Annotated in this window: 16 protein-coding genes; 7 read left to right on the top strand and 9 right to left on the bottom strand. The window is 68.7% G+C overall.

Annotation, left to right across the window (positions count from 1 at the left end; genetic code table 11):
• Positions 1–56: 56 nt before the first annotated feature.
• On the bottom strand, positions 57–269 hold the full coding sequence (locus tag FN976_RS08955; protein WP_145892670.1) for a DUF3820 family protein: 213 nt from the start codon (positions 267–269) through the stop codon (positions 57–59).
• Between the two features lie 57 nt (positions 270–326).
• Between FN976_RS08955 and FN976_RS08960 the strand changes: the two genes are divergently transcribed.
• The 4 genes from FN976_RS08960 (at position 327) to FN976_RS08975 (ending at position 3,293) form a co-directional block, all read left to right on the top strand.
• A complete protein-coding gene (locus tag FN976_RS08960; RefSeq protein WP_145892671.1) occupies positions 327–1,202 on the top strand; it encodes an RNA polymerase sigma-70 factor in 876 nt (291 codons plus the stop codon).
• A 142-nt stretch (positions 1,203–1,344) separates the two neighbouring features.
• Positions 1,345–1,803, top strand: coding sequence for a carboxymuconolactone decarboxylase family protein (locus FN976_RS08965; RefSeq protein WP_145892672.1), 459 nt, complete (start codon positions 1,345–1,347; stop codon positions 1,801–1,803).
• A gap of 58 nt (positions 1,804–1,861) precedes the next feature.
• A complete protein-coding gene (locus tag FN976_RS08970) occupies positions 1,862–2,869 on the top strand; it encodes an NAD(P)H-dependent flavin oxidoreductase (protein WP_145892673.1) in 1,008 nt (335 codons plus the stop codon).
• On the top strand, positions 2,829–3,293 hold the full coding sequence (locus tag FN976_RS08975) for a hypothetical protein (protein ID WP_145892674.1): 465 nt from the start codon (positions 2,829–2,831) through the stop codon (positions 3,291–3,293). Before FN976_RS08970 ends, FN976_RS08975 begins: the two co-directional genes overlap by 41 nt.
• Before the next feature lie 24 nt (positions 3,294–3,317).
• Here the strand turns inward: FN976_RS08975 and FN976_RS08980 are convergent, their stop codons facing one another.
• Genes FN976_RS08980 through FN976_RS08990 form a run of 3 tightly spaced genes read right to left on the bottom strand, consistent with a single transcriptional unit; the run spans position 3,318 to position 5,614 of the window.
• Positions 3,318–4,904, bottom strand: a complete 1,587-nt coding sequence (locus tag FN976_RS08980) for an MFS transporter (protein WP_145892675.1) — start codon at positions 4,902–4,904, stop codon at positions 3,318–3,320.
• Positions 4,901–5,332 (bottom strand): putative toxin-antitoxin system toxin component, PIN family, encoded by a 432-nt coding sequence (locus FN976_RS08985; RefSeq protein WP_145892676.1) that lies wholly within the window; start codon positions 5,330–5,332, stop codon positions 4,901–4,903. The genes FN976_RS08980 and FN976_RS08985 overlap by 4 nt, the downstream gene beginning before the upstream one ends.
• A gap of 6 nt (positions 5,333–5,338) precedes the next feature.
• Positions 5,339–5,614, bottom strand: a complete 276-nt coding sequence (locus FN976_RS08990; RefSeq protein ID WP_145892677.1) for a type II toxin-antitoxin system Phd/YefM family antitoxin — start codon at positions 5,612–5,614, stop codon at positions 5,339–5,341.
• 108 nt (positions 5,615–5,722) lie between these two features.
• Between FN976_RS08990 and FN976_RS08995 the strand changes: the two genes are divergently transcribed.
• On the top strand, positions 5,723–6,067 hold the full coding sequence (locus FN976_RS08995; RefSeq protein ID WP_145892678.1) for a RidA family protein: 345 nt from the start codon (positions 5,723–5,725) through the stop codon (positions 6,065–6,067).
• Positions 6,068–6,240: 173 nt separating this feature from the next.
• Here FN976_RS08995 and FN976_RS09000 read toward each other — a convergent pair whose 3' ends face one another.
• Complete coding sequence (locus FN976_RS09000) at positions 6,241–6,663, bottom strand: hypothetical protein (protein ID WP_145892679.1); 423 nt, start codon at positions 6,661–6,663, stop codon at positions 6,241–6,243.
• Positions 6,664–6,744: 81 nt separating this feature from the next.
• Here FN976_RS09000 and FN976_RS09005 point away from each other — a divergent pair, with 81 nt between their 5' ends.
• A complete protein-coding gene (locus FN976_RS09005) occupies positions 6,745–8,349 on the top strand; it encodes an alkaline phosphatase D family protein (RefSeq protein WP_145892680.1) in 1,605 nt (534 codons plus the stop codon).
• Positions 8,350–8,367: 18 nt separating this feature from the next.
• On the opposite strand, the gene FN976_RS09010 is transcribed toward FN976_RS09005, so the two are convergent.
• Positions 8,368–9,243 (bottom strand): LysR family transcriptional regulator, encoded by an 876-nt coding sequence (locus FN976_RS09010; RefSeq protein WP_145892681.1) that lies wholly within the window; start codon positions 9,241–9,243, stop codon positions 8,368–8,370.
• A gap of 108 nt (positions 9,244–9,351) precedes the next feature.
• Here FN976_RS09010 and FN976_RS09015 point away from each other — a divergent pair, with 108 nt between their 5' ends.
• Positions 9,352–10,242: an NAD(P)H-binding protein gene (locus tag FN976_RS09015; RefSeq protein WP_186510798.1), complete on the top strand. Its 891-nt coding sequence runs from the start codon at positions 9,352–9,354 to the stop codon at positions 10,240–10,242.
• 246 nt (positions 10,243–10,488) lie between these two features.
• On the opposite strand, the gene FN976_RS09020 is transcribed toward FN976_RS09015, so the two are convergent.
• The 3 genes from FN976_RS09020 to FN976_RS29765 all read right to left on the bottom strand — a co-directional run bounded on the left by FN976_RS09020 (position 10,489) and on the right by FN976_RS29765 (position 15,223).
• A complete protein-coding gene (locus FN976_RS09020) occupies positions 10,489–11,532 on the bottom strand; it encodes a serine hydrolase domain-containing protein (RefSeq protein WP_145892683.1) in 1,044 nt (347 codons plus the stop codon).
• A gap of 82 nt (positions 11,533–11,614) precedes the next feature.
• Positions 11,615–14,491, bottom strand: coding sequence for an ATP-binding protein (locus FN976_RS09025; RefSeq protein ID WP_145892684.1), 2,877 nt, complete (start codon positions 14,489–14,491; stop codon positions 11,615–11,617).
• Positions 14,492–14,572: 81 nt separating this feature from the next.
• A complete protein-coding gene (locus tag FN976_RS29765) occupies positions 14,573–15,223 on the bottom strand; it encodes a putative quinol monooxygenase (protein WP_145892685.1) in 651 nt (216 codons plus the stop codon).
• Positions 15,224–15,368 lie beyond the last annotated feature (145 nt).

Consider the following 15,368-nt stretch of genomic DNA (forward strand, 5'->3'; position numbering starts at 1 on the left):
CCGCGTGTAACGGCCGAGTCGGCACAGACGGGCTGAGCCGCGATGACAGGCGATGGTCAACGCTGCCGCAAGGGCTCCAACAGGTGCTTCAACCCGTTGTGGTCGATCTCCAGCATCAAGGCCAGCAACTGGCCCAGTTCACCACGCGGAAAGCCTTCCCGCGCGAACCAGGCCAGGTAGTTGCCCGGCAGGTCCGCCAGCACGCGGCCCTTGTACTTGCCATACGGCATCTCACGGGTGACGAGCAGTTGCAGGAGCTGGGGGTCCATGGCGAAATCTTCCCCTATTCTGGTCACAAACCCCCGGCCTCGCCCGTCTAGTCATTCATGAGCCCGATCGCCGCCCCCACCGAGCCCTTCCGCAGTCTCCGCCCGCGCCTGTTCGGCATCGCCTACCGCATGCTGGGCGTGCGCGCCGATGCCGAGGACGTGCTGCAGGACGCCTGGCTGCGCTGGAGCGCGGCCGAACACGCCGCCTTGCAGTCCGCCGAAGCCTGGCTGGTCACGGTGGTGACGCGGCTGGCGATCGACCGGCTGCGCGCCGCCAAGACCGAGCGCGAGGCCTACATCGGCTGGTGGCTGCCCGAGCCGATCGTCGAGGTGGACGAGCGCACGCCGGAAACGGCGGCCGAGCTGGCCAGCGACCTCTCGGTCGCCTTCCTGCACATGCTGGAGCGCCTGGGGCCGGAGGAGCGCGCGGCCTTCCTGCTGCGCCAGGTGTTCGACTATGACTATGGCGAGATCGCCGCCATCATGGACAAGAGCGAAGCCGCGGTGCGGCAAATGGTGCACCGGGCGCAGGAACGCGTGCGCGCGGAGCGGCCGCGCTTCGAAGTCCCGCGCGAGACGCACCGGCAGTTGCTGGAGAAGTTCATGCGCGCCGCGCAGAGCGGTCAGCGGGAAGCGATTCGAGCCCTGCTCGCCGAGAATGCCGAGGCCATCGGCGATGGCGGAGGCAAGGTGGCCTCGGTGCTCACCGGCCTGCACGGCGCGGAGCGCGTGACCAACCTGTATTGGGCGAATCACCTGAACCTGGGCGACCGCCTCACCTACCGCATGGCGACCATCAACGGCGAGCCGGGCTTGCTGCGCTATGTGGATGGCCAGCTCGAGTCCGCGCAAACCATGGTGACGGATGGGGAGCGCATCGTGAGCATCTACGTGGTCAGGAATCCGGACAAGCTGGCGAATATCGGCACGTAGTCGTCATCCCCGCGAAGGCGGGGATCCAGGGCGCCCTGGATTGCCGCCTTCGCGGGAATGACAAACCAGCTGTCACAAACGCGCCAGCTGCCCCGTCTTGAAGAGGAAGAATCCCCCACTCCTCAAGAAAAGGAAATTTGCCGTGAGCCAGAAGCCCCGCCTCAACTACCACGCCCTCGCCCCCAAGGCCTCCAAGGCCCTGGCCCAGCTCTCCTACGCCACGACCATCGACCGGCGCCTGAAGGAACTGGTGAACCTGCGCATCAGCCAGATCAACGGCTGCGCCTTCTGCATCGACATGCACTGGGCCGACCTGGTCAAGCAGGGCATGGACCCGCGGCACCTGAACGCCATCGCAGGCTGGCGCGAGGCGCACCGCTTCTTCGGCGAGAAGGAACGCGCCGCGCTGAACTGGGCCGAGGCCGTCAACGCCCTGCCGCACCGCGTGCCTAGCGATGCCGACTTCGAAGAGATGCAGAAGCACTTCAGCGACACCGAGATCGCCGAGATCACCTTCATCGTGGGCGCGATCCGCGCCTGGAACATGCTGAACGCCAGCTTCCACATGCCCGTGCCCGAGGCGCCGTTCTCGGCGGGCTGACCCGCCCCAGGGAAAAAGCCCTGGACAGCGCCGGGGAGTTGCGACCCAATCGGGCCGAATGACGCAACCGGTGATTCCCAGCCGCCTGTCCGACCTGTTCGGCCTGCAGGTCCCCATCATCCTGGCGCCCATGGCCTACGTGGCGGGCGGCGCCCTGGTGTCCGCCTGCGCCCGCGCCGGCGCGCTCGGCCTGGTGGGCGGCGGCTACGGCGAGCTCGACTGGCTGCGGCGCGAGTTCGCCCTGGCCACTGCCGCCGGGCCGCGCGAGCGCATCGGCTGCGGCTTCATCACCTGGAAGCTGGCCGACGACGCCTCCGCGCTCGATTGGGTGCTGGAGCACCGCCCTGCGGCGGTGATGCTCTCGTTCGGCGACCCCGCGCCCTACGCGCAACGCATCCGCGCCGCCAAGGTCCCTCTCATCTGCCAGGTGCAGCGGCTGGAACAGGTGCCCATGTGCCTGGAAGCCGGCGCCCGGGTGATCGTGGCGCAAGGCAGCGAAGCCGGCGGCCACGGCATGAACACGCTGCATGGCCGCGCGTCGATGGCTTTCGTGCCCGAACTCAGTGACTGGTTGCGCCAGCACGCGCCCGACACCGTGCTGGTGGCCGCCGGTGGCATTGCCGATGGCCGCACCATGCTGGCCGCGCGGGTACTCGGCGCCGACGGAGTGCTCATGGGCTCGCGCTTCTGGGCCACGCAGGAATGCCTGGCCCCGGCGGCCGCCAAGGATGTCGCGGTGCAAGCCAGCGGCGACAGCACGGCCCGCAGCCCGGTCTTCGACATCCTGCGCCAGAAGGACTGGCCCGCGCCGTACGACTTCCGCGTGATCCGCAACGACTTGCACCGCGCCTGGGAGGACCGCATCGGTGACCTGCGGCGGGCGCCTGAGCGGGTTCGCGCGGACTTCGAAGCCGGCGTGCGCGCGCTCGACTACGCGCGTGCGAACGTCACCGTGGGCGAGGCGGTCGGCCTGATTGCCGACTACCCGCCGGCCGAGCAACTCATCGCACGACTGAAAGACGACTATGAAGCACAGCTCCAACGCCTGGGCACCCTGGCACCGTAGCGCCACCCTCGGGGCCACCCTGGCCTTGCTGCTCGCCGGCGGCGCGGCCACGGCGGCCACCACGCAGATCAAGGGAGCCGAGATCCTGGCACATGCCTGCGGCAAGGTCGGGGTGAAGCAGATGGGCCTGCTGAATCAGGGCAAGATGGACGAAGCCAACGCCCTGGTCACCCCCGAGCTGCGCCCCCAATGGGAAAAAGCGTCCGCGGCCGAGCGGGCCATGGTGGGCACCATGGTCAAAGCCGTGTCGCCCACCGAGGCGGACTACTCGGCATCGATCAGGACGCATGGCGTGCTGACCATCGACGGGACCGCGGCAACGCTGAAGGTGGAGAAGAAGACCACCAGCGGCTCCGGCAGCAGCACGACGACCATGACGCAGAAGTTCCGGATCACCGGCGCGGATTGCCTAGTGGACCGCTAGCGGCTTCGGAGCAGCCGGGCCACATCACCGCTCGGTGATGTAGTGCTGCATGGTCACCGTCTCGCCCTCGCGCAGGAACTCCCGCAGCCGCGCCTCCAGCTCCTGGTCAGCCAGCGTGGAGCGCGCCCGCTGGTGCAGGTAGTCGGCCCACGACGCGACGATGAAGCGCTCGACGAAACGCGACGAATCGCCCAGGTCGCGATAGAGCCGCCAGATGGTCGCGCCGTCGCGCCGGCGGGAGGCGCGCAGTTGGGCCGCCGCGTGGACGAACTCCTCGGCCTCGCCGTCACGGATGCGATAGCCGAGCTCCACGGCCACTGGCCCGTCGTCCGGATGCGGTTCATCCTTGATGAACAACTCCTCCCACACCGCGCCCGGCGTCACCTCGGGCGCGTCGCCCATGCGCAGTGGAAACGAGCGAGCCAGGAAAATGCCGCCGACCATGACCACCGCCGCCATCGACAAGGTGATGGGGACGCCCGCGACACCCGAAACCGCGCCCCAGAACGCCGAGCCGATGGCGAACGAGCCCAGCGCGCTCACCGTGTGCAGCGCCACCGCGCGCGAGCGCACCCAGGGCGGCGCGCTCGATTGCGTGGCCGTGTTGAAGGTGGCCATGACCGACATCCAGGCCGCTCCGCCAATGGCGAGCACCGTGAAGACGATGATCGGCAGGCGGACGAACGCCGCGACCAGCATGGCAGCGGCAAACAGCAGGCAGCCGATCGCCACCAGGCGCTCCAGGCCCAGGCGCGCACGCACCTTGCCCAGCACCAGGCCGGCTGCCACGGCGCCCGCCCCCAGGCAGCCCATGAGGAAGCCGAAGCCCGCGGCGCCCATCTGCAACTGCTGGGAAGCGATGGCGGGCAACAGCGCCCACAGCGCCGAGCCGGTGCCCGCATAGGCGATCGTGCGGAGCAACTGCGCCAGGATCATGGGTGAGTGCCGCGCGTAGCGCAGGCCGGCCACCGTGCCGCTCCACAGGCGCTCCACCGGCAGGCGCGATTCGGCGTGCGGCTTCGGTGGCCAGCGGCGGATCACCTGCAGCATCACCACGGCCGCGGCCACGGCGATGGCGAAGACCCAGCCCGCGCCGGCCCACGCGAAGAGAAAGCCGGCGATCGATGGCCCGATCGCGCGGGCACTGTTCCAGGCGATCGACATCGCCGTGATGGCCTGCGGCATGTCTTCGCGCGGCACGGTGTCGGCCACGCTGGTGTTCCAGGCGGGCGACAGCAGCGCGGTGCAGCAACCGGCGCAGAACGTGAAGATCAGGAGCAAGGCGGGCCCGGCCCAGCCGGCGAACGCCAGCGCCGCCAGCAGCACCGTGAAGCCGATCTGCACGCTGAGCGCCAGCACGATGAGTTTGCGGCGGTCCGTGGTGTCGGCCAGCACACCCGCCGGCAGTGCCAGCAGGAACATGGGCAGGAACACCGCCGTCTGCACCAGCGCGGCCAGGAACGACGAACCGGTGAGCTCGACCATCAGCCAGGACGCCGCCATCACCTGCATGGCGTTGCCGGTGAAGTAGATGGCGCTGCCGGTCCAGAGCCCGCGGAACGCGGGCAGGCGCAGGGGGGACCAGAGGGAGTGGGAGGCGGTCGTGCTCATGGTGTCGGCGCGTACTCCGCAAGGTACCGCGCGGGTTTCATGATTCGAACACCGTTCCAGGGATCCAGGGTGAGCAGGTCGAGGTCGCTGCTGATGATCACCTGCGCCTCGGCCGCCGCGGCGAGTGCGAGGAACTTGTTGTCCTCGGCGTCGCGGCAGGCGGGGCGGAGCAGCGACTCTTCATCGACAGCCACTTCCACAATGACCGCCGCTCGCGCGACGATGTCGAAGAATTCGCGACGCATGGCCATCGGCAGGTAAGCGTCGAACTTCGGGCGCCGAAGGACGCGCTGCAGTTCGTCGAGCGTGCGCGCGGAAGCCAGCAGCACGGCATTGGCCAGCGCATGATGCAACGCCGCGTGCGGCACCGAGCCCACCTGCAGCGCGGCGCCCACAAGGCTGCTGGTATCGAACACGACGCGCTGCACGCGCGGCTACCGGCTTTCCTTGACCAGGCGAGCGACGTCGTCTTCCGTGAGGGCTTGCGCCGCGGCCGTGGAGCTCTTTTGCGCACGGACCGACCAGGCCGCGAACTCGGCCACGGCCTTGCTGCGCTTGACGCGGGCATCCATCAGCTCGCTCATGTCCTGCGGAGACACGATGAAGGCGGCCGGCCTCCCGTGGCGGGTGACCACCACCGGCTCGCGTTGCGCCTGGTCGAGCAACTTGCCGAAGCTGTTCTGCGCTTCAACGGAAGTGACGGTGATCATGGCGGGCGGCTCCTGAAAATAGCTACTTTGTACAGTATAGCCAGACTGGCTGTTTTGGCGTCACCGGCCTGCCAAGCTCGCTAAAGTACGACCCATGAAGGAGCCCTCATGATTCAAAGATTCGACGTCGGTCCCCGCCTGTCCGAGATGGCCGTCCACAACGGCACGGCCTATCTGGCGGGCCAGGTCCCCAACGATGCCTCGCTCGACATTCGCGGCCAGACCCGCGAGGTGCTGGCGGCCATCGATGCCTTGCTCGCCCGCGCCGGCACGGACAAGTCGAAGATCCTGATGACGCAAATCTTCCTGACCGATCTGGCGGATTTCGAGGGCATGAACGAGGTGTGGGACGCCTGGGTGACCCCAGGCCACACGCCACCGCGCGCCACGGTGCAGGCCCGGTTGGCCAGGCCGGGCTGGCGGATCGAGGTTGTCGTCACCGCCGCCTGCTGAGACAGGCAACCTGACTTTGTGCTGGGGGCTTGACCCGCAATCCATGGTGGCCTCGCACTGCCTCGTCTTGTGCCGCATGGATCCCGGATCAAGTCCGGGATGACAGATCCTTTGTAATTGCGGGCTTGACCCGCAATCCATGGTGGCGTGGCACTGCCTCGTCCAGCGAGGCCCTACAGCTTCAGCTTGGTCAACGACCAGGCCAAGGTGCCCAGCTGCACCACATTGAGCAACATCCCACCGATGTGCAGCAGGCGAAACCGCAGGATGCCGACCCGGTCGGTCGCGGTCATCGTGGCGCGCAGGGCGTCCATGCGCGGAATGATGAACCAGCGGCGCAGCGAGAACGCCAGGGCCGCGATGCAGCCCGTGCCGATGGCGAAGCCCGGCATGCCCGCCCACACGTAGGCCAGCGACGCCGCAAAGCCCGTGAACGTGGCGGCGAGGTAGTAGACGTTGAACAGGCCGCGGATGAAGCGAGCGTCCAGCGGGGTATCGTGATTGAGGACCAGCAGCGGCAGCGATCCGAGCGCGAAAAAACCCATCCACACCATCAGCAGCACGGTCGCCAGCAGCGAAAGCGCGATCGCTGTCATATTCTTGTGTCTCCTCGGCGGGCATGCTGCGCGGCCGACCTTTCACCAGATTGACGGAGCAGCCCGATCCTAGAATGCCCCATGCAACGCCGCGCGCTCTTTCGCCTGGCCGCCGCGGCGGCTGCAGCAACGTCGTTGCCATCCTGGAGCCAGCCGGCGGCGCTCCGGCAGCGCGACTTGTTCCCCCTGGGCGTCGCCAGCGGCTCGCCCTCCCCGGACGGCTTCGTGCTCTGGACCCGGCTGCTCGAGCGGCCGGTGCCCGGCACGGTGCCGGCGGACTCACCGCGGTCGGCGTTGCCCGACGCAATGACCGTCCACTGGGAAGTCGCCGAGGACGAGCATTTCCGCCGCATCGTTGCCAAGGGGACAGCGCCGGCTTTGGCCGCCCTGGGGCACGCCGTCCACGTCGAAGTGTCGGCACTGAAGCCGGGCCACTGGTACTTCTACCGCTTCATGCACGGTGACGCCACCACCCGCATCGCACGCACCCGCACGGCCCCGCCTGCGGATGCGATGCCGGCCAAGACGCGTTTCGCGTTCGCCTCCTGCCAGCGCTGGGAGCAAGGCCACTACGCGGCCTACCGCCACATGCTCGATGAAGACCTGGACCTGGTCGTGTTCCTGGGCGACTACATCTACGAGTACGCGATGCCGATCCGGCCACCGGCTTCTCCACTCGTGCGGACCCACACGCTGCCCGCAGCCAGCACGCTCGGCGACTACCGCGACCGCTACGCCCTGTACCGCACCGACCCGCAGCTGCAGGCCGCGCATCGCGCCTTCCCCTGGCTCGTCACCTGGGACGACCACGAGGTGCAGAACGACTACGCAGCCCTGGCGGGCGCGGGCGCGGATGACGCCTTCCTGCAGCAACGCAACGCCGCCTACCAGGCCTTCTACGAGAACATGCCGCTGCGCGCGTCCGTGCTCGCGCGCGGACTCGAAGGACTGGGCACGCAGGAGTCCGTCCGCATCCACGACCGGCATGCGTGGGGCCGGCTGCTGCGCTTCCACGTGCTGGACACGCGGCAGTACCGCGACCGGCAGGCGTGCCGCCCGCAAGGCACCGATGCACGCGGCGCCCTCTCAGCGACTCAGTGCCCCGAGCTGATGGAACCGGCGCGTTCGCTGCTTGGCGCACCCCAGGAGCGCTGGCTCGGACAGGGGTTGGCGCAGGACGCCACCATCGGCGCGCGCTGGAGCGTCATCGCACAGCAGACCATCTTCTCGCGCCGGAACTACGCCCCGCTGCCGCAGGAGAGCTACCACGGCGACGCCTGGGACGGCTACCCGGCCGGGCGCCAGCGTCTGCTCGACGCGATCCGTGGCGCGGGGCCGCGCAACACGGTCTTCATCGGCGGCGACATCCACCAGAACTACGTGAGCCGCGTGCTGGCTGATTTCTACAAACCGCAGTCCGCCGTCATCGCCAGCGAGTTCTGCGGGACGTCGATCTCGTCGGTCAGCAACGTCTCCCCGGCCCAGACACAGAGGATCGTGGGTAATAACCCGCACCTCCTGCTGGCGCGGGCGGACAAGCGCGGCTACGCGGTGGCGGAGGTCACGCCCACACGTTGGACCACGACACTGCGGGTGGTCGACGATGCCGCGCGGGCTGACGCAGCGATCTCGACACAAGCGCGCTTCGTGGTGGAAGACAGGGTACCAGGGCCGCAGCCTTCATAGCGGCGGCCACGCGCCAGGTCAGGCCTCCCGCAGCCGTGCCTTCGCCAGCTCGATGAACTCCCGCGTCTTGGCGGGCGGCTCGCGCCCGCCGGGCCAGGCGGCGTAGAGGGTGACCTGCGGCAACTTGACCGTGGACAGCACGCGCACCAAGCGGCCGGCCGCGACCTCCACCTCCAGCACGAATTGCGGTGCCCCGAAGATGCCCGCATCGGCCAGCGCCAGGGCGCGCCCGCCGGTGGTGCTGGACGTGCTCAGAGAACGCTGCACGCGCACCGACTGCTTGCCGTCCCGCGCGCGCAGGGTCCAGGGTGTGGGGATGGGCGTGAATGCGATCCACGAATGCGAAGCCAGGTCGGCCAGCCGCCGCGGCGTGCCGCGCTCGGCCAGGTAGCGCGGCGAAGCGGCGCACCAGATGTCGAAAGTTGCGAGGTGCGCGGCCATCAAGCTCGAATCGCGCCGGCCGGTCGTGCGCAGGCTCAAGTCCAGGCCTTCACCCACCAAGTCGAGCAACCTGTCGCTGGGGCGGTACTCGACCTGCATGCCTGGATGCAGCCGCACGTATTCGGCGATCACCGGCGCGACCCAGCTCGCCATCTCTTCCGCCGAGGTGAGGCGCAACACCCCCGTCAGCTGGGCGGCCTGCCGCCGCGTGCGTTCGGCCAGGCCCTGCGCCTGGTGCAGCAAGGCCCTGCCCTCCTCGAGCAGCGCGGCGCCAGCGTCCGTGAGCGTGAGGCTGCGTGTGGAGCGCAGCAGCAGTTGCACGCCCAGTTCGCGCTCCAGCGTGGCCACCTGCTGGCTCGCCGCGGACTTGGTGATGGCCAGATGCTCCGCGGCACGCGTGAAGCTGCCCGTGGTGCACACGGTGACGTAGATCTCCAGCCGCATCAGGTTCATTTGTCCAGTATCCCTGAACAATGGATTCCTGAAAAGTCTCTTTTTCCGGACGATGGATGCGAGCACGATGCAGGCTCTCAACCACCTCGTCCCTCGAAAGGAACCACCATGTTCGTCCTGCTCGGCTCCAACGGCCAGATCACTTCCAAGCTCGCCCGCCTGTTGCTGGCCGCCGGCCACCCCGTGCGCGTCGTGGGGCGGAATGCGGCTGCGCTCGCCCCTCTCGCTAGTGCGGGCGCCGAAATCGCCGCTGGCGACCCGGCCGATGCGGCCTTCCTGGCCCGCGCCTTCGCCGGCGCCACGGCCGTCTACACGATGATCCCGCCCTGCTACGCCGAGCCCGACATGCGCGCGGCCCAGGACCGGATCGGCACCGCCATCGCCAGCGCGCTGCGCCAGGCGCGCGTGCCGCGTGTGGTGAACCTCTCCAGCATCGGCGCGGAGCTTTCGCAGGGCACCGGACCCATCGAGGCGCTGCACGCGCAGGAGCAGCGGCTGGATGCGATCCCGGGCCTCGACCTCTTGCACCTGCGGCCCGGCTCGTTCATGGAAAACCTGCTGCCTGGGGCAGCCGTGGTGGCCGCGGCTGGCGTGCTGCCCGGCATGGAGGCGCCGGATGCGGCGATCCCGATGGTGGCCACGCGCGACATCGCGGCCGTTGCGGCGCGCGAGCTGACCGCGCCGCAACACCGCGGCATCCTGCTGCTGCATGCGCCGCGGCACATCACGATGCGTGAAGCGGCCGCGGCCCTGGGGGCTGCCATTCGTCAGCCGGGGCTGCCCTACGTCCAAGCGGCGCCCGCGGAGGCGAAGGCGGAGCTGCAGGCCGTGGGGTTCTCGGCCAATGCGGCCGATCAGTTGGAGACGCTGGCCGGCTGGCTGTCGACGTCGCCGCTGGCGTCCGTGGCGGCAGGCCCCGTCGCTATCCAGCAGACGACGATCGAACAATTCGCCCGCGACGAATTCGCGCCGGCGTATGCGCAGGCCAAGGCTGCCTGAAATTGGACCTGGCCCGGTGTCCTCGTCTGTCATTGCGGACTCGACTCGCAATCCATCGAGGCGCTGTGCAACGCATCACAAACGCCAACAGCGAATTCGCCGAGCGCCTGGGCATCCCCCACCGTCAGCCGCCTGTGCCACACCCTGCAGGCGCTGGGGCCGCGGAAGCTGCTGTTCAATTGTTCATTGCCGAACGCAGGCTGCATCCAGCGGCATTGCGCGCTGACTGTCGACAATGTTCGATCTTCAGCGCGCCGCCGACAGCGCTGTTTCGCGAATGATCGTCGCGGTCTGGATCGCCACCGCGCGGGAAATCGCATCTGTGAGCGTCACCACGACCACCTCGAGCGCCGGCACGATGTAGATGAACTGCCCGCCGAAACCTGACGCGTTGTATGCCGGCGATTCGTCGCCGGGGATGGACGACAGCCACCACAGGTAACCGTAGCCCCACAGCTCCGGGCGGCCGCGCGGCGGGATGTCAGTCGCGATCTTGCGTGCGGTCGCTTCGCGCACGAACGCCGCCGGCACCACCTGGCGACCCTGCCAGCTGCCGCCGGCGCGCATCATCTGGCCGATCCGCAGCATCTCCGGCGCGGTCAAGCGCAACTCCGCCGCACCGATCGGAACGCCGTCGTGCCCCGCCGGCCATTCCGCGCCGTCGATGCCCAGCGGACGGAATAGCGCTTCCTGCGCGAACTCCATCAGCGGCACCTTGAGGCGGCGCGCGAGCGCCAGCGCGAGCAGGTGCGTATCGGTGCTGTCGTACTGGAAGCGGCTGCCGGGCTCGTACGCGAGTGGCCGGGCGAGTGCATACGCCAGAAAGCCAGGCGCATACAGCCGGCGCGAGAGGTCGATGTAGTCGTCGTACGTGGTTGCACGGCCGAATCCCGAGGACATGATGAGCAGATGCCGCAGCGTGACGCGTTGCATCGCCGCGGCGCCCGGGCCTTGCGCGTGCTCGGGAAAGAAAGCGGCCAGAGGTTCCTCAACGCTCGCGATCGCCCCGCGCTCCATGGCGATGCCGACCAGCAGCGACACGACCGATTTCGTCACCGATGCGACGTTCATGCGGCTCGAGCCGGAGAAGCCCTGCTTGTAGTAATCGAAGGTGGCGCCGCGGCGCTCCATCAGCAGGGCGCGCACATAGGGAGCGGCGCGCAACTGCGCTTCCAGGGCCTGGATGCGTTCGGTGTTCCAAGCGGGCTGGCTTCGTACGCCGGGGACCAGAAAAGTGCCGGCGAGGGACGCGAGCGCGGCGCGCCGGGTGGTGCAAGGGATGTCTGCCATGGCGTCCGCTCCTCGAGTCGCGATTATGCAACTCCCCCCCGTCAACGTCCCCGCCACCTGCGGCGCAAACCCTCGATGCGCTTCAGCCGCCGCCCGCGAGTTGCAATAGTCTTTCGAGTTCACCCAGGTCCGCCGGCTTCACCAGGTAGTGATCGAAGCCGGCTTCATCGCCGCGTTGCTTGTCCTGTGCGCCGCCGTACCCGGTGAGCGCGATGTAGGTGGCGGCGCTGCCGTGCGGATGCGCCCGCAACCGGCGCGCCAGCTCGTAGCCATCCACGCCGGGCAGGCCGATGTCCAGGATGAAGACGTCGCGGGCGCCGCCCTCCACCGCCTTCAGCGCCTGAGTGGCGTCGTGAGCGACCCGCACGTCGTGGCCCAGGGTCTCCAGCAACACGCCCAGCGTTTCAGCCGCGTCCTGGTTGTCGTCCACCACCATCACGCGCAGCGCCTGTGAATCGTCGGCCAGGGCTGCTCCCGGCGTCGCACTTTGGGCGTCGGGCAAATCGCCGGCCAGCTCCGGCAGGGTCACCGTGAAGACGCTGCCCTTGCCCCGCCCTTCGCTTTGCGCGGAGACCCGGCCGCCATGCAGTTCCACCAGGCTCCTGACCAGCGCCAGCCCCAGGCCCAGGCCGCCCTGCGCCCGGTCGGGCGTGCGTTCGCCCTGGGTGAAGAGGTCGAACACGTGGGGCAGCAGGTTGGCGTCGATGCCCGAACCGTTGTCGGCGACTCGGACTTCGACGTTCCTATCGACGACCACCAGCGTCATGGACAGCGCGCCGCCCGGCGGCGTGTACTTCGCCGCGTTGTTCAGCAGGTTGGACATCACCTGCACCAGGCGTGTGCGGTCGCCGAGCACGGCCACGTCGCCGGCAGCCATGCGGGTGGTCAGCTCGTGCCCGCGTGCCTCGATCATGGGGCGCACCTGTTCGATGGCGTTGCCGAGCACGGCCTTCAGGTCCACGGGGACGCGTTCCAGCTCGACGAGTCCGCGCGTCACGCGCGAGACGTCCAGCAAGTCGTCCACCAGTTCCGTCATGTGCAGCACCTGCCGGCTGATGATGCCGGCCGACCGTTCGACGTAGGCCGCATCGGAGGGAGCCGATTTCAGCAGGTGCGCGGCCATGCTGATGGGCGCCAACGGGTTGCGCAACTCGTGGGCGAGCATCGCCAGGAATTCGTCCTTGCGGCGGTTGTTGGCCAGGAGCTCCTCGCGCGCGGTTTTCTGTTCGTGGATGTCGGTGCAGGTGCCCATCCAGCGCACAATCTCGCCCGCCTCGCTCCGGACGGGCAGCGCCCGGCCCAGGACCCAGCGGTATTGGCCCGAACGGTGCCGCAACCGGTACTCGATCTCGTAGGTTGCACCCGTGGCCAGGCTGTGCCGCCAGACCTCCCAGGCGTGCGGCTGGTCGTCCGGATGGAACATGCCGTTCCAGGACTCGCCATCGGTCGTGCCCGGCGCGGCGCCGGTGAAGTCGTACCACTGCTGGTTGTAGTAGTCGTGGTAGCCGTCGGGCAGCGTCGACCACACCATCTGCGGCATCGCGTCGGCGATGGTCCGGAAACGCGCCTCGCTGTCGCGCAGCGCCTTTTCGGCGCGAGAGCGTTGCGTCGCGATGCGCGTGCGCTCCGCCACGTCGCGGATGAAAGCGTGCTCCTCCGCCGTCCACTCCCGCAATTCCGCATGGTTGACGAAGAGGACAGCGACCAGCCGGCCCTGCTCCAGGACGGGCACGTTGACGAAAGAGCGTGCACTCCGCCCCTCGAGCGCGGCAGCCGCGGGAGCCGTGCGCGGATCGGTGCGGACATCCGCGATGCTGATGAATTCGCCTTGTTTCAGGCTGTCGATGAAGGAGCCGTAGTCACGCAGGTGCGTCACACCGGCCAGGGTGTCCACGCCGGCGGCCGTCCAGTCGCGCTCGACATGCAGGGTTTCGGCGTCGGGGTCGATGGTGCCGTAACCCACCCGGCTCACACCCAGCGCGCGCCCCAGGATCTCGGAGGCGGCGTATTGCACCGCCTGCCAGTCCTCCAGGGCGCGAAAGCGCTCCGAGAGCTCGTTCAAGGCCCTGGTGCGCCGCTCCGCCGTGACCCGGTGGGTGACGTCCACGCCCTGCACGAAGATGCCGCTGACCGCGCCGGTCTCGCCGCGGATCGGCTGGAACAGGAAATCGACGAAGCGCTCGACCGCCGGCACGTCCGGGCTGGGCTGGATCCGGTAGCGGGCATCGAAGGCGGAGTACGGCTGGCCGCTTTGGTAGACCCTGTCCAGGAGCTCGACGTAGCCCTGGGCGGCGGCGTCCGGCAGGGCATCGGCCACGGTGGCACCGGCGACATCGCGTCCCACCAACTGCACATAACGGGGGTTGGCCAGCACGAAGCGGTGCTGGGGGCCGTCGAGCAGCGCCATGAAGCTCGGCGCCTGCTCGAAAAGCCTTGCCAGCCGTTCCCGCTCGCCCTGGACGACGTGGCGGGCCCGGACTTTGTCCGTGGTCTCGATCACCACCGCCATCACACCCACCGGCTGGCCGGTGTCGTCGACCAGCGGGGAGTAATCCAGGTCCATCCAGACCTGCTCCGCCACGCCGTTGCGAAACAGCACGAGCTCCTGGTCCTTGTAGCTGAGGTTCCCGCCCGCCAGCCCCACCTTCATCACATGGTCGTTGAAGTCGGCGACCTCCTCCCAGCCCCGGCGCACTTCCGAGCCCAGGAGCCCTGGGTGCCTGCCGCCCGCGACGTGGGCATAGGCATCGTTGTAGATCATGCGGCCGCTCTCGCCCCACAGCATCACCAGCGGGACTTGCGAGCGCAGCATCAGCGCGGTGGCGGTCTTGATGTGTGCCGGCCACGACTGCAGGGGGCCCAGTTCCGTGGCGGCCCAGTCATGCGTGGCGATCAGCCTGGAAAGCTCGCCGCCGCCTGCGAGGAAGGCGGGGACGGAGGGAGAGGGGGGACCAGACATCACGGCAAGCCAGCCCCGCAGTCTACCTGCGCCGTGCAGCCCAGCGAGAGGCCCGGAGCCCAGCCCGGCTCCGGAGGCGTGTCAGTCCACGCCCAGACCCACCAGTGTTTCTCGCTCCGCGAAGTTCACGGCGACCACTTCCAGCATGGTCATGGCCGGCAAGCCGCCCAGCAGCGACAGCGCATGCCGGGTCAACTCGCGCGGCGCATGGCCCGCCAGGTGCGCCAGGCGGGCCGCATTGTCGGCGAACGCGGCAAAGACACCGAAGTCACCCCCGGCCAGCCGCAGGCCGAACCACGCGGTGGTGCGTGCTTCCGCGTCGACGACGCCCTTGGCGCAACGCAGGATGTTTTCGACCTGCGCTTCCTGGCCATGCCTGGCCCGGAACGTGAACAGGAGCGCGCACGTGGTGTCCGGCACGGGCGCTGCCACCGCCGGCAGCTTGCAAGCCACGATGGAGGCCTTCTCGATGCCGGGCGGCTTCGCCAACAGGGCGCCGCCCTGCAGCGTCAATGCCGCCGCGGCCTCGCCCGCCAGGTGCATGTCGCGTCCGGCTTCGTTGAGGAAGACGTCGAAGATGCCGTACTCGCCGCGTCCGGACTTCACGGCGAACCAGGCGGTGGTGGCAGCCTCGTCGCGTACCAGCGGTTTCAGGGTCAGCAGCAGCCGTTGCAGTTCGGCGTCGCGGCCGGGCTGCGCCTGCAGGCGCACGAGCAATCCGTTTGAGACCATTTCTTTTGCTCCTTCTTTCGTGCAAGGTCGATTTCCACCATAGTCGGCGGAAGCTGACTTGTGTGTCCGAGAAGGCCGCGCGGGGGGTAGGAATCGGTGAAGCTCAGGCACGTCCCTGCACGACGTCGGACCAACCGGGATTCAA

Origin of the sequence: Caenimonas sedimenti, from assembly GCF_007833165.1 — a bacterium.
Classification (GTDB): domain Bacteria; phylum Pseudomonadota; class Gammaproteobacteria; order Burkholderiales; family Burkholderiaceae_C; genus Ramlibacter; species Ramlibacter sedimenti.